Source organism: Falsiroseomonas bella, from assembly GCF_003173615.1.
GTDB lineage: Bacteria > Pseudomonadota > Alphaproteobacteria > Acetobacterales > Acetobacteraceae > Falsiroseomonas > Falsiroseomonas bella.
The window spans coordinates 189,578-208,294 of the sequence record NZ_QGNA01000001.1 but is presented as its reverse complement, the minus strand read 5'-3'; the positions used below and the strand labels follow the sequence as shown (position 1 = coordinate 208,294).

16 protein-coding genes are annotated in these 18,717 nt (G+C 73.7%); 8 read left to right on the top strand and 8 right to left on the bottom strand.

What is annotated here, in order from left to right; genetic code table 11:
* Window positions 1-53 precede the first annotated feature (53 nt).
* From DFH01_RS00940 to DFH01_RS00925, 4 genes are read left to right on the top strand one after another with little or no spacing between them, the layout of a single operon-like run.
* On the top strand, window positions 54-1,073 hold the full coding sequence (locus tag DFH01_RS00940) for a bifunctional GNAT family N-acetyltransferase/(deoxy)nucleoside triphosphate pyrophosphohydrolase (RefSeq protein WP_199231153.1): 1,020 nt from the start codon (window positions 54-56) through the stop codon (window positions 1,071-1,073).
* A gap of 48 nt (window positions 1,074-1,121) precedes the next feature.
* A complete protein-coding gene (locus DFH01_RS00935; protein WP_109868534.1) occupies window positions 1,122-1,403 on the top strand; it encodes a FitA-like ribbon-helix-helix domain-containing protein in 282 nt (93 codons plus the stop codon).
* Window positions 1,400-1,816 carry a type II toxin-antitoxin system VapC family toxin gene (locus DFH01_RS00930; RefSeq protein ID WP_109868533.1) on the top strand — a complete coding sequence of 139 codons (417 nt, stop codon included), beginning with the start codon at window positions 1,400-1,402 and terminating at the stop codon, window positions 1,814-1,816. The genes DFH01_RS00935 and DFH01_RS00930 overlap by 4 nt, the downstream gene beginning before the upstream one ends.
* Window positions 1,813-2,568 carry a competence/damage-inducible protein A gene (locus DFH01_RS00925; RefSeq protein ID WP_109868532.1) on the top strand — a complete coding sequence of 252 codons (756 nt, stop codon included), beginning with the start codon at window positions 1,813-1,815 and terminating at the stop codon, window positions 2,566-2,568. Before DFH01_RS00930 ends, DFH01_RS00925 begins: the two co-directional genes overlap by 4 nt.
* 255 nt (window positions 2,569-2,823) lie before the next feature.
* On the opposite strand, the gene DFH01_RS00920 is transcribed toward DFH01_RS00925, so the two are convergent.
* Both DFH01_RS00920 and DFH01_RS00915 read right to left on the bottom strand, forming a co-directional pair.
* Window positions 2,824-3,828 carry a M14 family metallopeptidase gene (locus DFH01_RS00920; protein ID WP_233255910.1) on the bottom strand — a complete coding sequence of 335 codons (1,005 nt, stop codon included), beginning with the start codon at window positions 3,826-3,828 and terminating at the stop codon, window positions 2,824-2,826.
* Between the two features lie 118 nt (window positions 3,829-3,946).
* Window positions 3,947-4,738: a DsbA family protein gene (locus DFH01_RS00915; protein WP_109868531.1), complete on the bottom strand. Its 792-nt coding sequence runs from the start codon at window positions 4,736-4,738 to the stop codon at window positions 3,947-3,949.
* Between the two features lie 233 nt (window positions 4,739-4,971).
* Between DFH01_RS00915 and DFH01_RS00910 the strand changes: the two genes are divergently transcribed.
* Window positions 4,972-6,324: a gamma-glutamyltransferase gene (locus DFH01_RS00910; RefSeq protein WP_109869858.1), complete on the top strand. Its 1,353-nt coding sequence runs from the start codon at window positions 4,972-4,974 to the stop codon at window positions 6,322-6,324.
* Between the two features lie 4 nt (window positions 6,325-6,328).
* Window positions 6,329-7,498: a pyridoxal phosphate-dependent aminotransferase gene (locus tag DFH01_RS00905; RefSeq protein WP_109868530.1), complete on the top strand. Its 1,170-nt coding sequence runs from the start codon at window positions 6,329-6,331 to the stop codon at window positions 7,496-7,498.
* Here DFH01_RS00905 and DFH01_RS00900 read toward each other — a convergent pair.
* The 3 genes from DFH01_RS00900 to DFH01_RS00890 form a co-directional block, all read right to left on the bottom strand.
* Window positions 7,476-8,357: a 4-(cytidine 5'-diphospho)-2-C-methyl-D-erythritol kinase gene (locus DFH01_RS00900; protein ID WP_269846221.1), complete on the bottom strand. Its 882-nt coding sequence runs from the start codon at window positions 8,355-8,357 to the stop codon at window positions 7,476-7,478. The genes DFH01_RS00905 and DFH01_RS00900 overlap by 23 nt on opposite strands.
* A gap of 37 nt (window positions 8,358-8,394) precedes the next feature.
* On the bottom strand, window positions 8,395-10,134 hold the full coding sequence (locus tag DFH01_RS00895) for a tetratricopeptide repeat protein (RefSeq protein ID WP_109868528.1): 1,740 nt from the start codon (window positions 10,132-10,134) through the stop codon (window positions 8,395-8,397).
* Window positions 10,135-10,221: 87 nt separating this feature from the next.
* Window positions 10,222-10,524 (bottom strand): hypothetical protein, encoded by a 303-nt coding sequence (locus DFH01_RS00890; RefSeq protein ID WP_109868527.1) that lies wholly within the window; start codon window positions 10,522-10,524, stop codon window positions 10,222-10,224.
* Window positions 10,525-10,672: 148 nt separating this feature from the next.
* Here DFH01_RS00890 and DFH01_RS00885 point away from each other — a divergent pair, with 148 nt between their 5' ends.
* Window positions 10,673-11,329, top strand: coding sequence for a Tat pathway signal protein (locus tag DFH01_RS00885; protein ID WP_146216964.1), 657 nt, complete (start codon window positions 10,673-10,675; stop codon window positions 11,327-11,329).
* Window positions 11,330-11,377: 48 nt separating this feature from the next.
* Here the strand turns inward: DFH01_RS00885 and DFH01_RS00880 are convergent, their stop codons facing one another.
* On the bottom strand, window positions 11,378-11,986 hold the full coding sequence (locus tag DFH01_RS00880) for a glutathione S-transferase family protein (protein WP_109868525.1): 609 nt from the start codon (window positions 11,984-11,986) through the stop codon (window positions 11,378-11,380).
* Between the two features lie 264 nt (window positions 11,987-12,250).
* Here DFH01_RS00880 and DFH01_RS00875 point away from each other — a divergent pair, with 264 nt between their 5' ends.
* Entirely contained in the window at window positions 12,251-14,458 is a 2,208-nt protein-coding gene (locus DFH01_RS00875; protein WP_146216963.1) for a hybrid sensor histidine kinase/response regulator family protein, read from the top strand.
* 28 nt (window positions 14,459-14,486) lie between these two features.
* Here the strand turns inward: DFH01_RS00875 and DFH01_RS00870 are convergent, their stop codons facing one another.
* Together DFH01_RS00870 and DFH01_RS00865 are read right to left on the bottom strand one after the other, a co-directional pair.
* Window positions 14,487-17,582 (bottom strand): efflux RND transporter permease subunit, encoded by a 3,096-nt coding sequence (locus DFH01_RS00870; protein WP_109868523.1) that lies wholly within the window; start codon window positions 17,580-17,582, stop codon window positions 14,487-14,489.
* A 5-nt stretch (window positions 17,583-17,587) separates the two neighbouring features.
* Complete coding sequence (locus DFH01_RS00865; RefSeq protein ID WP_109868522.1) at window positions 17,588-18,676, bottom strand: efflux RND transporter periplasmic adaptor subunit; 1,089 nt, start codon at window positions 18,674-18,676, stop codon at window positions 17,588-17,590.
* Window positions 18,677-18,717 lie beyond the last annotated feature (41 nt).

The following is an 18,717-nucleotide window of genomic DNA, read 5'->3' as shown; positions in this document are numbered from 1 at the left end:
CAGCCCGCCGGGCGTGCGAGGCCGCAAGCAACGGGGCGAGTGTCCTGACCGAGCTGCACGATCCGACGGCGCCGCCCCCTTTCGCGCCGCTGCGCACCGACCGCCTCACGCTGCGCCCGCTGCGCGCGGAGGACGCCGCCGACCTCCATCGCCTGGTCAATGACTGGGAGGTCGCGAAGATGCTCGCGCGCGTGCCCTTCCCCTATCCGCGCGAGCTTGCCGACGAGTGGATCGCCTCCACCCGGGCCCTCATCGCCGAAGGCCGCGCCTGGCACCTCGCGATCGTGGGCCGCGAGCAGGAGAAGGAGGTGCTGCTCGGCTGCGTCGGGCTGACGCTGCAGGCCGAGCGCAGGCAGGCCGAGCTCGGCTACTGGGTGGGGCGCAAATCCTGGGGGCAGGGCATCGGGCCGGAGGCCGCCGGGCGCCTTGCGCGCTGGGCGCTGGCCAATCTCGGGATCGAGAAGCTGGTCGCCTCGGCGCTGCTCGAGAATCCGCGCAGCCAGGCGCTGCTGCGCCGCATCGGCTTCCGCCAGCTGGGCGAGGCGGCGCAGGATTTCCTCTCGCGCGGCGGCGCCATGCCGGTGCTCACCTTCGAGATGACGCGCGCCGACCTGCCGGCCGAGCCGATGCCCGCCCCGCCGCCTCCCGCCGCCGCGGAGCCCGCCGCGGAGGGCAAGCGCATCGTCCTCGTCTCCGCCGTGGCGCTGATCGACCCCGATGGTCGCGTGCTGCTGGCGCGCCGGCCGGAAGGCAAGCCGCTCGCCGGCCTCTGGGAGTTCCCCGGCGGCAAGGTGCATCCTGGCGAGACGCCGGAGGCCGCGCTGATCCGCGAGCTGAAGGAGGAACTGGCGATCGACGTGGCGGAAAGCTGCCTCGCCCCCTTCGCCTTCGCCTCGCATGGCTACGCAAACTTCCACCTGCTGATGCCGCTCTATCTCTGCCGCCGGTGGGAGGGCGCGGTGACGCCGCAGGAAGGCCAGGCCCTGGCCTGGGTGCGGCCGCAGAAGCTCGCCGACTATCCGATGCCGCCGGCGGACAAGCCACTGGTCGCGCTGCTCCGGGATTTCCTGTAGCGGGTGCAGGAGTGCGCTTGCTATCATGTCGTGATAGCGGAGGCCTCGATGGGACAGTTGCTGGTCCGCAACCTCGATGACGACGTGATCGAGTGCCTGAAGGCGCGCGCCCTCGAACGCGGCACCTCGCTGGAACAAGTGGCGCGGGAGGCGCTGACCGAGTCCGCGCGGCGGTCGGATCGTGCGGCCTGGCTCGCGGAGATGCAGGCGCTGCGCGCCATGACACGCTTCGACCCGGTCGGCTCCACGGCGGCAATCCGTGAGTCGCGTGACGCCCTGGCGCGCCGCCTCGATGCGCCGCGGCGGGCCACGCCCGGGAAGCCCGGGTGACGGTCGTCGTCGATGCCTCCGTGGCCGTCGCCTGGTATGCGGAGGAGGGCGGCTCGGAAGCGGCGCTGACGCTTGCGGCGACTGCCGACCGGCTGATCGCCCCGGCCTTCCTGGCGCTTCAGATCGGCAATGCGCTGGCGCGCAAGGCCAATGGCGGCCTGGTGCCGCCAGGCTTCGCCATCAAGGCGCTGCGGTCGATCCGCCGCCGCCCGGAACTCGTGCTGCATCCCACTGAGCCGCTGATCGAGCATGCCGCGGCGCTGGCCGAGCGGCTGCCCCATCCCATCTACGATTGCCTGTATCTTGCGCTGGCGCAGCGCGAGGGCGCGACGCTCGCCACCTTCGATGCGCGGCTGCGCGCGCATGCGCTCGATCTCTCCATCCCCCTCTGGCCTTCGGACGACGTGGCATGACCAACCCCACCGCCTGCCTCCTCGTCATCGGCAACGAGGTGCTCTCCGGCCGCACGCGCGACGCCAATGTGCAGTTCCTGGCCACGCGCCTCGGTGAGATCGGCATCCCGCTGCGCGAGGTGCGGATCATCCCCGACGTGCCGGAGACCATCGTCGCCGCGGTCAACGAGACGCGCGCGAAATACGACCATGTCTTCACCACGGGCGGCATCGGCCCGACGCATGACGACATCACCAGCGAATGCATCGCCGCCGCCTTCGGCGTGCCCTGGGAACCGCATCCGGAGGCCTGGGCGCGCATGGAGCGGCATTATCCGCCCGGCGAGTTCAACCCGGCGCGCCAGCGCATGGCGACCATGCCGCGCGGCGCCACGCTGATCGACAACGCGATCTCCATCGCGCCGGGCTTCACCATCGGCAACGTGCATGTGCTCGCCGGCGTGCCGCGCATCATGCAGGCGATGTTCGAGAGCCTGGCGCCCACCCTGGAAGGCGGGCCGCCGATCGCCTCGCGCACCGTGCACGCCGACGGCGTGATGGAGGGGCGCATCGCGGAGGGCCTTGCCGACATCCAGCGCCGCTGGCCGGCGCTCGATATCGGCAGCTATCCCTATTACCGCATGGGCGGCGGCGGCGTGGCGCTGGTGGCGAAGGGCGTGGATGCCGCCGCGGTGGACGCCGCGGCGCATGACATCACCGTTCTGCTGCGCGCGATCGGCGGCAAGCCCGTGCCCGGCGAGCCGCCGGTTTAGGGGCGCCTCAAGCGCCGGCGCGCGCATCCGCGCGCTTGGCCTGTGCGCCTCAGACATGGCGCGCGGGTTGGTCTGTCACGAGCTGCGCGCGCCGCCTTCGGCGGCGGGACATGGTCGCGCCCGGCTTGCCTAGAGCAATATCCGATCTGACTGAATCGGTCAGATCGGATTTCTTGCTCTAGAAATAGTGATTCTAGAGCAGCTTATGCCCGTTCGGCGGAACCGCGCAGCGGTTCCACTCGAACGGGCGCTGCTCTAGGCCTCGAACCGCGCGAGGCGGACGGCGGTGTGGCCGCGCATCGCGCGCGGGCTCGGCATCACCAGCAGGCAGTCGTCATGCGGCGTGCGCAGCTCGGCCTCGCCGTCCAGTGCGATCAGCGTGTTCCGGCGCGGAATCACCTCGCCGCCGCGGAAGGCGCGGAGGAAGGCGAAGTCGGCGCTCTGCGCGGTGACGGTGCGCGTCACCCGCGCCAGCCTGCCCGGCGGCAGCGTCTCCGCGGGCGGCAGGGCCGCGCCCTCCTCGGCCAGACCCAGCCGGCGCAGCAGCGCCGCCGCGGTGCGCTCCATCTGGGCCAGCGTCTCAGGCTGCCAGTGCGGCCCGGCTTCCAGCAGCAGCGCGCGCGCACCGCCGGCGAAATGCGCATGGTCGATGACCCGCAGCCCGGCCGCGTGGCCCTCGTCGGCGACCACCACGGGCGGCGTGCCGAGCGCCCGCCCGAGATCGCGCGAAGCCGCGCCCGGCCCCGCGATCATCAGCGCGTCGGACGGCCACAGCATGGAATGCAGGTCGAGCAGCACATCGGCGCGCCGCAGCGCCGGCAGCAGCGCCCGCGCGCGGTCGAGCTCCGCCGAGCGCCGGCCGCCGGCCAGCAGCTCCGTCGCCCAGACCCGGTTCAGGTCCTCGTCCAGGAAGCGGCTTGCGGCGGGATCGGCCGGGTCGAAGCGGTCGAAGGCGGCGAGGTTGGCGAAGCAGAACGTCAGCGCGCCGCGCCGCGGGCGGATGCCCTCGCGCAGCCAGCGCAGCAGCAGCAGCGCGCCCGTCACCTCGTTGCCATGCACCAGCGCCGTCAGCATCAGGTGCGGGCCGGGCTCCGGCGCCGCGAAGGTCCAGACGCCCTCAATCCCGGTGTTGCCCGCCCGCCAGGCGCCCAGTTCCGGCACGGGCACCCGCACCTCGAGCGTCGGCAGGGTCGCGACCGCAGGCTGCATGGTCAGGCCGAGGGCAGGGGACGCCGTCGCGCGCGCGCTGTCGCGCGGCACGCCGCAGCCCCGCTCCGCCTTCTGGCGGCGTCGACCATCGCCCCCATGATCCATGCTCCCGACGCGGCGTATTCTATACCGGGCTCGTCGGCCTCTCCAACCTACGGTGCCGCGGCATCTACCGGGCCGCGCGGGCCTCCGCGACCATACGCTCGAGCGCGGCAAGGTCCACCGCGCCCGGCACCAGCGTCGCGCCGGCCCCGCGCGCATCGGCGGAGGAGGCCACCACCAGCGCCGGCGTCCCCTGGATGCCGAGGGTCTGCGCCAGCCGGACATTCGCCTCGATCCTGCGGGCGATGGCCGGGTCGTCCATCTCCCGGCGCAGCCGCGACCAGTCGAGCCCCACGCGCTCCGCCTGCTGGCGCAGCACCGCCTCGGTCGGCTCGGTGCGCAGCGACAGCAGCGCATCCTGCAGCGCCGGGTAGCGGCCCTGGCGCTGCGCCGCGAGCAGGGCGCGCGCGGCCAGCACGCTGTTGGGGCCGAGGATGGGCAGGTCCTTCATCACGATCCGCACATTCGGATCACGCCGCAGCAGCGCCTCCAGCGCGGGATGCAACTGCTTGCAGTAGCCGCAGCGCGCATCGAAGAACTCCACGATGGTGACATCGCCGCGAGGATTGCCGCGCACCGGGTCGGCGGCGTCGCGGAACAGCGCCTCGGCCTGCTGCGTGATGGCGGCGCGCCGCGCCTCGGTGCGCTGCTGCTGCTCGGCTTCCTCCAGCCCCATCAGCGCGTCGCGCAGGATCGATGGGTCCTGGCGCAGCGCCTCGCGCAGGATCTCCACGATCTCCGCGCGCTGGGCGGGGCTGAACAGGGTCCCTTGCGCCTGCGCCGCGACCGGCGCGGCGAGGAAGGGCAGGAGAAGCAGCGCCGGGATCAGGCGCCGCCAGCGGGAGAATGTCTGTCGCATCGGTTCCTCGTCAGCGGCCCCTGCTGCCTGGCGCCGCGGCCCGGCGAAGGCCGCATCATCCCGCAGATGGGCGGCGATCGCCAGCGGCCCGGCCCTTCCCCGCCGGGGCGCGGTGTCCGATCATGCGGTTGCCGGCGCTGGTGAAGGCGTCTAAGGCCCGGCACCGGAGCAGGGCAAGCGGGATGGAGAGCAGCGCGGTGGGGGATGGCCAGCTTCGGGCCCGGCGGCAGCGCATGACGTCGAAGCCGCGCCTGTCCAGGATGGCGGGGCTGCTGGCCCTGATGGCCCTGCCGGGCTGCAGCACCCTGGACTCCATGGGCGCGATGCTCGGCGGCCCGCCGCCGCTGCAGCCGGGGCAGGAAGGCTTCGTCCGGGGCTTCCTCGGTCATGTCGTCGCCGACGAGCCGCGCGCCGCCACCGTGGCCCGCACCGTACTGTCCACCGGCGGCTCCGCGGCGGATGCGGCGGTTGCGGCCGGTCTCACCATGGCGGTCACGCTGCCCTCCCGCGCCGGCCTTGGCGGCGGCGGCGCGTGCCTGCTGTTCAACCCCGCCCGCAACGCGGTCGAGGCCGTCGTCTTCCCGCCCGGCGCGCGCTCCGGCGTGCCGGCCGGCGCGGACCGGCCGGCGGCGGTGCCGATGCTGGCGCGCGGGCTGTTCGCGCTCCACACTCGCGGCGGGCGCCGCCCCTTCGAGGAGCTGATGGCCCCGGCCGAGCAGGCTGCGCGCTTCGGCTTCGAGGTCAGCCGCGCCCTCGCCACCGATTTCGCCGCCGTCTCCGGCCCGCTCTTCGCCGATCCCTGGGCCGCCGCGTCCTTCGGCGGCGCCGATGGCCGCCCGCCACAGGTGGGCGAGCGGCTGGTTCAGGCGGATCTCGGCGTCACCCTGGCGACGCTGCGCACCGCGGGCGTCGGGGACCTCTACCAGGGCGGCCTGGCGCGGCGGGTGGAGGAAGCCTCCGTGCCGGCTGGCGGCGGGCTGACCTCGGCCGACCTGCGCGCCTCCGTGCCGCGCATCGTGCAGGCGCGGCAGCAGCGGATCGGCTCCGACATCGCCTCCTTCCTGCCGGCGGAGATTTCGGGCGGGGCGGAGACGGAGGCGGCCTTCCAGGCCTTGATGGCGGGCGGCGCGCCGCCACCGGCCGGCCCCTCGCTGATGCCGGCGAGCGCGACGCTGCTGACGCTCGACCGCGACGGCATGGCGGTGGCGTGCGCCTTCACCATGAACAACCTCTTCGGCACCGGGCGCGTCGCGCCGGGCACCGGCATCCTGCTCGGCGCGGCGCCCGATGTCGGGCAGGTGCGCCCGCCGCTGCTCGCCACGGGCCTGGTGCACAACCCCAATGTGCGCGCCTTCCGGGCCGCCGCCGCGGGCAGCGGGCAGGGCATGGCCGCGCTGGCCGCGGCCCAGGCGCTGGCGGGCATGGTGCGCGGGCAGCCCGCCCCGCAGGCGGTGGCCGGCATCCCGGAGCCCGGCCGCGCCGCCGCGATCGGCTGCACGCGCTACCTGCCCGGGCCGGCCCAGGACTGCACCGCGGCGACCGACCCGCGCGGCTCCGGCCTTGCCCTCGGCGGGCTGGACCGCTGAGCCCATGGCGCTGAAGGTCGGGCGCGGCGCCGCGGCGCCGCCCTTCCTGGTGATGGACGTGATCGCGGCCGCCAATGCGCGCGCCGCGGCGCTGCCGCCGGGCGCGCCCGGCGTCATCCGCATGGAGGTCGGCCAGCCCGGCACCGGCGCGCCGCGCGGCGCCGCGGAGGCCGCGATCCGCGCCCTGCAGGTCGGCGCACCGATGGGCTACACGGAGGCCTTCGGCCTCGCCTCGCTGCGCGCGCGCATCGCGGGGCACTACGCGGCGAAATACGGCGTCGCGGTGCCGGCCTCGCGCATTGCCGTCACGGTCGGCGCCTCGGGCGCCTTTCCGCTCGCCTTCCTCGCGGCCTTCGACGTGGGGGACCGCGTGGCGATGGCGGCGCCCTTCTACCCGCCCTATGCCAACATCCTGACCGCGCTCGGCATGGTGCCGCAGCTGCTGCCCTGCGACGCCTCCACCCGCTTCCAGCCGACCATCGCCATGCTGGAGAAGCTCGATCCGCTGCCGGCCGGCCTGATCGTCGCCAGCCCCTGCAATCCCGCCGGCACCATGCTCGCGCCCGAGGAGCTGCGCGGCATCGCGGATTGGTGCGGCCGCAACGGCGTGCGCCTCGTCTCGGACGAGATCTATCACGGCCTGTCCTATGGCAGCGTCGCGGAGAGCACGGCGGCCGCCTTCAGCGACAGCGCCATCGTCGTGAACAGCTTCTCCAAATACTTCTCGATGACGGGCTGGCGCATCGGCTGGCTGGTGCTGCCGGAGGATCTGGTGCGCCCGGTCGAGTGCCTGGCGCAGAACATGTTCATCAGCGCGCCGCATGTGGCGCAGGTGGCGGCCGAGGCGGCCTTCGACTGCACGGAGGAGCTGGAGGCGAACAAGGCGCGCTACGCCCGCGCCCGCGCCGCCCTGCTGGCCGGACTGCCGGCGGCGGGCTTCGACCGCATCGCGCAGGCGGACGGCGCCTTTTATCTCTGGTGCGACATCGGCCACCTGACGAATGACAGCCTGGATTTCTGCGCCCGCATGCTGGAAGGCGCCGGCATCGCCGCGACGCCGGGCGTCGATTTCGAGCGCGACCGCGGCGCGCGCTTCCTCCGCTTCTCCTATTGCGGCCCGGAGGCCGACATGATGGCCGCGCCGGGGCGTCTCAGGGAGTGGCTGGGGCGGTAGGCGCCGCAAGGCCTCCGCCCTGGCGCCACCAGGCGGGAGGCAGGGCGCGCGCCGCACTTTCGGCGGCGCTCTCGTCGGGGAAGATGCCGAAGCAGGTCGCGCCGCTGCCGCTCATGCGCGCCAGCAGGCAGCCCGGCTGCGCCGCGATGGCGGCAATCACCTCCGCAACGGCGGGACAGAGGCCGATCGCGGCCGTCTGCAGGTCGTTGCCGAGCGGGCGCAGCCAGTCGGCCAGCGCCGCCGCATCGGCAATGCGGTCCGGCAGCTCGGCCGGAGGCGAAAAATCGCCGCGCCGCGCCTTGAAGACCGCCGGCGTCGGCAGCGCGATGCGCGGATTGACGAGCAGCAGCCCGAAGCGCGGCAGCGGGAGGACTGCGGACAGGATCTCGCCGATGCCCTGCATGCGGGTGGCGCGGCTCTCGACGCAGACCGGTACGTCGGCGCCGAGTCGCGCCGCGATGCCCCGTAGCGCCGCGGTGTCGAGCGCCGTGCCCCAGAGCACGTTCAGCGCCCGCAGCGCCGCCGCCGCATCCGCCGAGCCGCCGCCGATCCCGGAGGCCACCGGCAGGTTTTTTTGGAGCGTCAGGGCTGCCCCGGCGCGAAGGCCGGCATGGTCCGCCAATGCGCGCGCCGCGCGCAGCACCAGGTTGTCCGGCTCATCGGCCAGCGCGCCGGCTTCCGGCCCGGTGACGGAGAGGCTCAGCGCATCGGCCGGCATCGCCTCGATCACGTCGCCCGCGGCGGCGAAGACGGCGAGGCTGTCGAGCATGTGGTAGCCATCCGCGCGCCGTCCCGTGACGCGCAGGTACAGGTTCACCTTCGCCGGTGCCGCTTCCGGCCGGGGTTGCAAGGGCCTCAGGCCCTTGCCGGGGGTCGCAGGGGGCGGCGCCCCCCGCTCATCGCGTCGCCGGCGCTTCGTCCGTGCGGCTCGCCGTTGCCGCTGGCGGCGTCGGCAGTCCGTCGCGCAGCTTCGCCTCGATGCGCGGGATATCGCCGGCCTCGGGCTCCGTGCGCAGTGCGCGCAGCCACTGGAAGCGGGCCTCGCTTTGCCGCCCCGCCGCCCAGTAGGCATCGCCAAGATGGTCGTTGATCACGCTGTTGCGCGGCTCGAGCTCGACGGCGCGTTCCAGCCAGCGCACCGCCCCCGGGATGTCGCCGAGCCTGAAGAGCGCCCAGCCGAGGCTGTCCACGATGTTGCCGTCGTTGGGGCGAAGCTCCACCGCGCGTTCCAGCATCCGCCGCGCCTCCGCCAGGTTGAGCCCGTGCTCCACCCAGGTATAGGCGAGGTAGTTGAGGACATAGGGCTGTTCCGGCGCGAGCTCGAGCGCCTTCTGGAAATCGGCCTCGGCGCGCGGCCAGCGCCCGGCGCGCTCGTTGGAGATGCCGCGGGCGTAGAACACCACCCAGTCGTCGCCATCCGGCGTGCCGATCCGCTCGATCGCCGAATCATAGGCGGCGACGGCGTCGGCGAAGCGGTTGCGCTTGCGCAGCATCTCGCCGAGGCGGAGCATCGGCTGCGGCGCGCCGGGATCGGCCTGCGCCACCTGGCGCAGCGTCGCCTCGGCCTCCGGGATGCGGTCCAGGCGGTCGAGCATCTCGGCCTTGCGCAGCGCGGCGACCCGGCCGAGCGGGTCCGTGGCCGGGATCGTCTCGATCTGCGCGAGTGCCGCCTCGGGATGGCTCTCGTCGGCGAAATAGTCGGCCAGCAGCAGGGTGCTCGGTCCGAAGTCGGGCCGCAGCCGGATCGCGAGGCGGGTCAGCATCAGCCCGACCTCGCCCCCGCGCTGCCCTCGCAGTGCCGCGGCCAGCGCGATATGGGCTTCCGCCATGCCCTCGGTCGGCGAGGCGACGCCGCCGCCGGCCAGCAGGGACCGGCGGCCTTCCGCGCTGCGCGCGGCGATCGCGAAGTCGCCATTGCCGCGGCCGAGCGCCTCCATCAGGCGCATCGCATCGGCCTCGCCGCCGTTGCGCGCCAGGATTCCGCCCGCCACCTGCAGCATGCGCAGTGAGGCGTCCGGCGTCTCGGCCAGCGCCATGCGCGCATAGCGCTCCGCATCCCGCCCGCGGCCCGCCACATCCGCCACCATCGCAAGGTGCAGGGCATGCATCCCGCGCAGGCGGCCGGTTTCCGCCAGCGGGCGCAGCAGGGCGATCGCCTGGTCGGTCTGGCCCTTGCCATGAAGCGTCCAGGCCAGCAGCAGCGGCCCGAGCAGCCCCGCGGGGCCCTGCCGGGGCAGGGCGCGGATGCGCTGCTCGGCGCGGTCCCAGCGGCCGGCCTGGGCCTCGGTGCCGATCAGCAGCAGGGCGGCGGCCTGGTTGTCGGGCAGCCGGCGGGCGAGTCGCACCGCTTCCGGGCGGCCATCGAGCAGCGCCGCGACGAAGGCGCGGGTCACCACCTCGGCCTGGTCGGGATCGCGCCGCAGCGCTTCGAGCATGCTGTCCGCGGCGGTGCGCGTATCGGCTTCCGATTGCGCGAAGCGGCCGGCGAGGTAGACGCCGAAGGGGCCGGTCTGGCCGGCTGCCGCGGATTCCGCCGCCGTGGCGGAGGGCGAGACGGCCGAACCGCCGGCGCCGCAAGCGGAGAGCAGGGCCGCGGCCAGCAGCAGGGCCCGGCGGGACGGGAACGGGCTGAACATGCGCCTCACCCTAGCAGGCCGATGCTGCACGGCGCCACAACCGCTTGGCGCAGCAGCGGCGGCGGCGCCCGCCGCTGCAGGCGTGTCTCAGCGCCTGTCGGACCCGGCCAGGAGGCCCTCGGCCCAGTCCGCCATGCGCAGCGCGGCATCGGTCGGCGCCTGCGCGCGCACCAGTTTCTGGCCCTGAAGCCCCGCCGCGGCCGCATCGGCGAAGCCCAGCAGGCGAGAGACGGCGTCCGCCAGGCCGGGCTTCGGCTCCGGCCCGAGCCGGGCGATCTCCGCCATGGCGGCGGCCAGCGCCGCCTGGGTCACCGTCAGTTCGGCGCGCAACTCGACCAGCGCCGCCGAGAGCCGGCGCAACTCGCCGGTCTCCTCCGCACGATCAGACATCTCACGCTCCCGTGATCCAGCGCCAGAGTGCCGATCCGGATCGCAACGGACAATGCCGGCCTGCGACATGACAGCGCTTTCACTCGTCCTCCACACACGCGCTGATAGAATCATCGCGTAGATTTTCCTGCTCGGAGGAGACATCGGCATGCGTCGCCACGTTCTAGCAATCCTCGCGGTCCTCGCGGGGATGGCCGGGGGATTCGTCCCGGCCTCGGCGGAAGCGCAGAACCGGTTCTGGCTGGTGAACAACACCGGCCGCGTGATCGAGCAGGCTTATGTTTCTTCCTCGCGCGTCGAGGATTGGGGGCCGGACATCCTCGGCACCTCGGTGCTGCCGTCCGGCAACCGCGTGTGGGTGACGCCGAGCTTCGGCGACTGCGTGCTGGATGTGCGCGTCACCTATCAGGGTGGCGGGGAAGAGCGGCGGATGCAGGTGAATGCCTGCAACATTTCGCAGATCGTGTTCGGGCGCGCGGGCGCCGGCGCGGGCGCGAGCGTCGGCGGCGGCGGGGCAGGTGCGACCGTGTCCCCGGGCCGGCCCGCGGCCGCCAACCCGTCCTTCTACCTGCGCAACGGCACCGGTGTGACGATCCGCGAGGTGTATGTCTCGCTGTCCTCGGACAGCAACTGGGGCGGCGACCGGCTCGGCCAGAACGTGCTGCAGCCGAACCAGCGGCTGCAGGTGAGCCTGCCGGCCGGCCGGGGCTGCAACGTGGACATCCGCGTGGTCTACATGGACGGACGCGCCGGCGAGCGGCGCGGCTTGGAGACCTGCAGCCTCGCCGAAGTCATCTGGCGCTGAGGCCGCGAAGCGCCGGCGTTTCGCGCCGGCGCTTCCGCCTGTTCGGCGTCAGCCCTCGCGCAGCTTGCGCGCCTTGAGCGCCGCCGGGCGGTTCAGGCAGGCATCGAGCCAGGCCTTCACCTTCGGATAGGGCGCGTAGTCGAAGCCGTTCAGCCAGGACCCGTAGAGCACCGCGGCCAGGTTGCAGTCCGCGATGGTGAAGTTCGCGCCCAGCAGCCACGGGCCGCCGGCGGCCAGGTGCTTTTCCAGCACGGCCAGCCGCGGCGCCAGCGCCTCGGCGCCCGCCCTGGCCAGGGCGGGGTCCCGCTGCTCGGGCGGGCGAACATAAGTATTGTAGGCCCATTGCTGGTGCGTGGGCTCCGCCTCGGTCGCCGCCCAGAGCGTCCATTGCAGCACGCGGGAGGCGTCGTCGCCCGCCGGCATCAGCGGCGCGCCTGCCTTGGCCGCGATGTGCAGGTTGATCGCCAGGCTCTCGAACAGCGTGAGGTCGCCGTCCTGCAGGGCCGGGATCTTGCCGTTCGGGTTGACCTTCAGGACCTCCGGCTTGTGCTCGGCGCCGAAGCCGACGGGCACGACCTCATAGGGCAGGCCAGCTTCCTCCGCCGCCCAGATGCAGCGGAAGGCGCGGCTTCGCGCGATGCCGTGGATACGCAGCATGAAGACTCTCCGATCCCTCCTTGGGAGAGGAACGGATTGCCCTTTTCGCGCCGCGAGGCAAGGCGCGCTCCGGCCCCGGCGCCCGAGGGGTGGAGCTGGCGGCGTGGCAACAGCCGTTGCCACGCCGCGGCGGCTCCCGCGATGTTCATGGGCGCCTCCGTTCAAGAAGCGGATGCCGTGCGTCATCTTCCCCCAGGGTAGGGAAACCGAAGCGGAATTGGGCGCTTGGCCGGCACGGATCTGGCAGTGGAAACGGATCTGGCAATGAACCGGCCGGGGCACGAGGTGCCGGGCCGGGCGGTTGCGTCCGCCTCGGGGCTCGATCTGCTGCTCGTCGCCGTCGCGCTGCTGGTTCCGGCGATTCTGTTCGGGCTCGCCGCGCTGCAGAACCGTGCCGATGTGCTGCGGGAGGGACGCGATGTGCTCGTGCGGAGCACGGCTGTCCTGCAGGAGCACGCCGGCAAGGTGATGCAGACCCAGGAACTCGCGCTGGCGCTGGTCGGCGACCGCATCCGGGGACTGACGGAGGAGCAGGTCGCAGCACCGGAGATCAGCGACTTCCTCGCCGGCCTGCGGGCGCCGCTCGACCAGGCCGTCTCGATCTGGATCACCGACGCGGATGGCGTGGTGCGCGCCGGCAGCCAGGCCTGGAACCCGGCGACGCGCATTACCGACCGCGACTTCTTCACGGTGCATCGCGACCATCGCCGCGGCCCCTATGTCTCCGCCGCCTTCGTCGGCCGTGCCACGGCCTTGCCCAGCTTCGCGCTGAGCCGCCGCCGCGAGACCGGCGACGGCACCTTCGCGGGCACCATCCACATTGCGCTGAGGCCCACCTACTTCGCGCGCTTCTTCGCCGAGGCCGCGCCGGCCCTGCCGCATCGGGCGCTGCTGCTCCGCGCCGAGGGCGACGTTCTCGCCAGCGAGCCCAGCGGGGGACTGGAGCGCCTGCCGCCGGACGGGCCGCTGATGGGCGCCTTCGCGGCGGCGCCTGGAGGCGGCGTCTTCGAGGCAGCCTCACCCGTGGACGGCAGGCGCTATCTCTATGCCTATGCGCCCGTCGCGGACTACCCGCTCTATGTCGCGCTCGGCATCCCGACACAGGCCCTGCTGAAGCGCTGGCGCGACAATCTGCGGCTGTTCGGCGCGGTCGCCGCGGCGGCTTCCGCACTGCTTCTCGCCGCATCCTGGCTGGCCATGCGCCGCGCGGCGGCCGAACGCGCGGCGCTCGCCCGGCTGCGCGCGGCGCTCGATGATCTCCGGCGCGAGACGGAAGGGCGCGCGGCGGCCGAGAGCCGGGTGCGCCAGGCCCAGCGGATGGAGGCGCTCGGCCAGCTGGCCGGCGGTGTCGCGCATGACGTGAACAACGTGCTTCAGGCCGTGGCGAGCGGCGCGCGGATGATGCTGCGCAAGCCGGAGGATGCGCCACAGGTGCGCCGGCTGGCCGGCATGGTGCTGGAAGCGACCGAGCGGGGCGCGGCGGTGGCGCGCCGGCTGCTCGCCTTCGCGCGGCAAGGCGAGCTGCGCGCCGCCGACGTCGCCGCGGGGCCCCTGCTGGAGGATCTGCGCGAGGTGCTGACGCACACCCTCGGCGCGGGCGTCACGGTGCACATCCAGGTCGCGCCCGGGCTTCCCACGCTGCGCGCGGACAAGGGGCAGCTCGAGACCGTGCTGGTCAACCTCGCCACCAATGCGCGCGACGCGATGGCGGGAACGGGCGGCGGCGTGCTGACGCTGGCGGCGGTGCCGGAGGAGGTGGCCGAAGGCGTGCGCCATCCGGCCGGACTGCTGCCCGGGCATTATGTGCGGCTCGGCGTGGCCGACACTGGTTCCGGCATGGATGCCGCGACGCTGGCGCGCGCCGCCGAGCCCTTCTTCACCACGAAGCCGGCGGGCAGCGGCACCGGCCTCGGGCTCGCCATGGCCAAGGGGTTCGCCGAGCAGTCCGGCGGCGGCTTCGCGATCCGGAGCGCGCCCGGCGCCGGCACCACCGTGACGCTCTGGCTACCGCGCAGCGTCGCGGCGGCGGATGCTGTGCTGGCCGATCAGGCCGCCGCGCCGGAGGCCGAGGCGCTTCCGTCGCCTCGCGTGCTGCTGGTGGAGGACGAGACGCTGGTGCGGGAGACGCTCGCCGCGGAGCTTGTCCTGCGCGGGTGGCGCGTGAGCGCGGCCGCCGACGGTCCGGAGGCGTTGCGCCAGCTCGATGCCGGCCTGGACGACCTGGACCTTCTGGTCACGGACCAGGCCATGCCGGGGATGAACGGGCTCGCACTGCTCCGCCAGGCGCGTCTTCGCCGGCCGCGGCTTCCCGGCATCCTGCTCACCGGGCTGGTCGGCGACGGCCCCGAAACCCAGGCGGGCCTGGCCGAGGCGGTGCGAGACGGCCCTTTCGCGCTGCTGCGCAAGCCGGCGGATGCCGCGGAACTGGCGGCCCGCGCCGCGGCGCTGCTGCGCAGCGAGGGGCGTGCGTGAGGCGGCCCGATGACCCAAGGCCGCCGCCTCACGCCGGCTGGTCGGCCGGCGCGGGCGCGGCGACGCGCAGGGCGACGGGTGGCGGCGCCGGGCGGCGGCGCAGGGCCAGCGCATGCAGCGCCGGCACGACCAGCAGCGTTGCGACCGTCGCAATGGCAAGCCCGCCGATCATCGCCACCGCCATCGGCCCCCAGAACACCGAGAGCGTCAGCGGCACGAAGGCGAAGATCGCGGCGAGCGCCGTCAGGATCACCGGGCGCGCGCGGCGCACCGTGCTCTCGATGATCGCCTCGCGCAGCTCCATCCCCGCTTCCGTGTCCTGGCGTACCTGGTCCACCAGGATCAACGTGTTGCGCATGATCATCCCGGCCAGCGCGATCACGCCGAGCAGCGCGACGAAGCCGAAGGGCATGCCCGCGATCAGCAGCGCGGCGGCCGCACCCGGGATGCCGAGCGGCCCGGTCGCCACCACCAGCGCCACGCGGCCGAAATGCCGCAGCTGGACCATCAGGATCAGCAGCATCGCCGCGACCATGGCCGGGAACAGCGCGAAGAGGCTGGCATTGGCCTTGGCGGATTCCTCCGCCGCGCCGCCGGTCTCGATGCGCATCCCGACGGGCAGCGCGGCCTTGATCTCCGCCAGCCGCGGCAGCGCGGCGGCGGTGACGTCGGGCGCCTGCAGGCCGGGCGCGATCTCGGCGCGCACCGTCAGGAAGGGCTCGCGGTTGCGACGCCAGAGGATCGGCTCCTCCATCGTGGGCTCCAGCCGTGCGATCTGCGCCAGCGGCACCGGACCCGCGGCGGTGACGATGTTGAGGTCGCCGAGCGAGGCCAGCGCGCCGCGCTCCGCGGCCGGCGCGCGCAGCACCACGTCCACCAGCCGCTCGCCTTCGCGCAGCCGCGTCGCGGTCGCGCCCGAGAGCAGGCCCTGCACGGATTGCGCCACCGCCTCGGGCGAGAGGCCGAGCTGCGCGACGCGCTCCTCGTCCAACACCAGGCGCATCGCCGGCGCGCGCTCGCCCCAGGCGAGCTGCACGTCGCGCGTGCCCGGCGTGGCGCGCAGCGCCGCCATCACCTGGTCCGCCACCGCGCGCAGCTGCGCGGGATCGCCGCCCATCACGCGGAACTGCACGGGGAAGCCGACCGGCGGGCCGAAATCAAGCCGCGAGACGCGCACCCGCGCCTCCGGCACCGCGCCCGATTCGGCGAAGGCGATCAGCTTCGCGCGCAGGCGTTCCCGCGCGGGGACGTCGCGCGACTGGATCACCAGCTTGCCGAAGGCCTCGTTCGGCAGGTCGGGGTTCAGCGCCAGGAAGAAGCGCGGCGCGCCGGCGCCGACATAGGCGGTGTAGGTCTCGGCGTCCGGGTCGTCCGCGACCTGCGCGGCGATGCGTTCCACCGCGCCGCGGGTCGCGGCGAAGCCGGCGCCGGCGCGCAGGTCCACATCCACCAGCAATTCGAGCCGCGCGGAGGTCGGGAAGAACTGCTTCTTCGTCAGCCCCATGCCGACGAAGCCGGCGGCGAGCAGCAGAAGCGTCGCACCGAGCACGACGGCGCGATGGTCGGTGCACCAGGACACCACGGCGCGCAGCACGCGATACCCGCGGCCGTTGTACAGGTGCTCATGGTGGACGACGCGCTTCGGCGTGGGCAGCAGCTTCACGCCGAGCCAGGGCGTGAACCACACCGCGACGAGCCAGGACGCGATCAGCGCCGCGCCGACCACCCAGAAGATGCCGCCGGCATACTCGCCCGAAGTGGAGTTGGCGAAGCCCACCGGAATGAAGCCCGCGACCGTCACCAGCGTGCCCGACAGCATGGGCCCCGCCGTGCTGCCCCAGGCGAAGGCGGCGGCGCGCAGGCGGTCCCAGCCTTCCTCGAGCTTCACCACCATCGCCTCGATCGCGATGATCGCGTCGTCCACCAGTAGCCCGAGGGCGAGGATCAGCGCCCCGAGCGAGACGCGCTCCAGCTCCATCCCCCACCACAGCATGAACATGAAGACGGCCGAGAGCGTCAGCGGCACGGAGAGCGCGACGATCAGCCCGGCGCGCAGCCCGAGCGAGAGCAGCGAGACCACCAGCACCACCGCCAGGGCGGCCACGAATTTCTGCAGGAACTCCGTGATGCTCTCGGCGACGATGTGCGGCTGGTCCGAGATCGCCTGCAATTGCAGCCCAACGGGCAGGTCGGCGCGGATGGCGGCGAGCTCCGCGTTCAGGCTCGCACCCATCGCCAGCACGTCGAAGCCGCGCTGCTTCGCGACCGAGACCAGCACGGCCGGCCGGCCTTCGTGGAAGATCGCGGCCGAGGGCGGATCGGCCAGGCCGCGCCGCACCTCCGCGATCTCGCCGAGGCGGATGGTGCGGCCGTCGGGCGCGGCGACGGGCACCGCGCGGATCGCGCTCACGCCGTCCAGCCCGCCGCCGACGCGCAGATGCACGCGTGTGGAGCCGGTCTCCACCACGCCGGCCGGCGCCACCGGGTTCTGCCGCGCCAGCGCCTCCAGGATCGCGGTCGGCGCGATGCCGAGCGTGGCGAGGCGCGCATGCGACACTTCCACATAGATGCGCTGCTCTATCTCGCCCTGGATCGCGACCTTCTCGACGCCCGGGATGCGCAGCAGGCGCAGCCTGATCTTCTCGGCCTGGCGCACCAGCTCGGCATTGTCGGCGCCCGTGAGGGCAAAGACCGCGGAATAGACGTCGGAGTACTCGTCATTGAAGAAGGGTCCACGCACCCCGGCGGGCAATGTCGGAGAAATGTCGCCGACCTTCTTGCGCACCTGGTACCAAAGCCCCTGCACCTGTCGCGGCGGCGTGGTGTCGCGCAGCACGACGGTGGTGGTGGCGACGCCGGGGCGGACATAGGTCTCGAGGCGATCGAGCCAGGGCAGGTCCTGCAGCCGGCTCTCGATGCGGTCCGCCACCTGCGCCTGCATCTCCTCCGCCGTCGCGCCGGGCCAGGCGGCGCTGACCACCATGACCTTCAGCGTGAAGGAGGGATCCTCGGCGCGGCCGAGCTTCTGCCAGGCGCCGAAGCCGAGCGCGGCGAGCAGCAGCATCGCGAAGAGCGTCAGCGCGCCGTTGCGCACGCCCCAGGCGGAGAGGTTGAAGCGCTCCATCGGGATCACCGCAGCGTCGCGGCGAGGCGGGTGGAGACCACCCGCACGCGGCTTTCGGGATCGAGCAGCTGCGGGCCGAGCGCGACCACCTTCTCGCCCGGCTGCAGCGCACCCGCGACCTGCACGATCGCCTCGCCGAGCGCGGTGACGCGCACCGGCACGGCCTCGATCCGCTCGCCCGCGACGCGCCAGACCATCGGCCCCTGGCCGCGATCGTGCAGCGCGCCGAGCGGCAGCGTCGCGACCATGCCGGCATCGCGCGCAAGGCGCACCGTGCCCGTCATGCCGAGCGCGACCCAGTCCGGCGCATCGGGCAGCGAGAAGCGCGCGGCATAGGTGCGCAGCGCGCCATCGGCCTGCGGCGCCAGTTCGCGCAGGGCGGTGGCGAGCGGCGCATCGGGGCGGGCCCAGAAGCGCGCCTCGGCGGCGGCTTCGCGCAGCTCCGGCAGCGCGGATTCCGGCACGCGCACCACCAGCTCGCGCTCCGACGGATCGGCTAGGCGCAGCACCGCATCGCCTTCCGGCACCACCTGCCCGGCCTCGGCCAGCAGCGCCGTGACGACACCGGCGGAAGGCGCGCGCAGCGTGGCGTAGGAAAGCCGGTTGCGCGCGAGTTCCAGCGCGGCCTGGGCGGAGGCGACGCGCTCCGCCGCGGCGCTGGCGGCGGCTTGGCGCTGGTCGTCGAAGGCGGCGGCGACATGGCCGGCGCGCAGCAGCGCGCGCGAGCGTGCGGCATCGTTGGCCGCCTGGCGTGACTGCGCCTCGGCCGCGGCGAGGTCGGCATCGGCGCTGCGCAGCGCCAGCGCGAGGTCGGCGGGATCGATCCGGGCGAGCTCCTGGCCCTCCGCCACGACCTGCCCGACCTCGACCAGCCGCGCCGCGATGCGCCCGCCGGTGCGGAAGCCGACCTCCACCTCCCGCCTGGCCCGGACCGTCCCGGTATAGGCGACGCGGCTTTCGGCCGGGGCGAGGACGACCTCGGCGACCTGGACCGGGCGCGGCGGGGGAGGGGCGCTGGCCTGGGCGGCGGGGGGCTCGGCGCGGCAGGCGGCGAGCAGGGGCAGGATCAGAAGGGCGGCGGCGGCACGTCGCATGGCAGGCCTCGTGCGGTTGGCCTGCCCATAATGACCATCAA

What these genes read in the sequence shown, in the direction of transcription:
- DFH01_RS00910 (WP_109869858.1), top strand. Translation starts at nt 4,972, where the DNA reads ATGACGTCGAAGCCGCGCCTGTCCAGGATGGCGGGGCTGCTGGCCCTG.
- DFH01_RS00895 (WP_109868528.1), bottom strand. Translation starts at nt 10,134, where the DNA reads ATGTTCAGCCCGTTCCCGTCCCGCCGGGCCCTGCTGCTGGCCGCGGCC.
- DFH01_RS00875 (WP_146216963.1), top strand. Translation starts at nt 12,251, where the DNA reads ATGAACCGGCCGGGGCACGAGGTGCCGGGCCGGGCGGTTGCGTCCGCC.
- DFH01_RS00865 (WP_109868522.1), bottom strand. Translation starts at nt 18,676, where the DNA reads ATGCGACGTGCCGCCGCCGCCCTTCTGATCCTGCCCCTGCTCGCCGCC.
- DFH01_RS00935 (WP_109868534.1), top strand. Translation starts at nt 1,122, where the DNA reads ATGGGACAGTTGCTGGTCCGCAACCTCGATGACGACGTGATCGAGTGC.
- DFH01_RS00880 (WP_109868525.1), bottom strand. Translation starts at nt 11,986, where the DNA reads ATGCTGCGTATCCACGGCATCGCGCGAAGCCGCGCCTTCCGCTGCATC.
- DFH01_RS00870 (WP_109868523.1), bottom strand. Translation starts at nt 17,582, where the DNA reads ATGGAGCGCTTCAACCTCTCCGCCTGGGGCGTGCGCAACGGCGCGCTG.
- DFH01_RS00890 (WP_109868527.1), bottom strand. Translation starts at nt 10,524, where the DNA reads ATGTCTGATCGTGCGGAGGAGACCGGCGAGTTGCGCCGGCTCTCGGCG.
- DFH01_RS00915 (WP_109868531.1), bottom strand. Translation starts at nt 4,738, where the DNA reads ATGCGACAGACATTCTCCCGCTGGCGGCGCCTGATCCCGGCGCTGCTT.
- DFH01_RS00905 (WP_109868530.1), top strand. Translation starts at nt 6,329, where the DNA reads ATGGCGCTGAAGGTCGGGCGCGGCGCCGCGGCGCCGCCCTTCCTGGTG.
- DFH01_RS00925 (WP_109868532.1), top strand. Translation starts at nt 1,813, where the DNA reads ATGACCAACCCCACCGCCTGCCTCCTCGTCATCGGCAACGAGGTGCTC.
- DFH01_RS00885 (WP_146216964.1), top strand. Translation starts at nt 10,673, where the DNA reads ATGCGTCGCCACGTTCTAGCAATCCTCGCGGTCCTCGCGGGGATGGCC.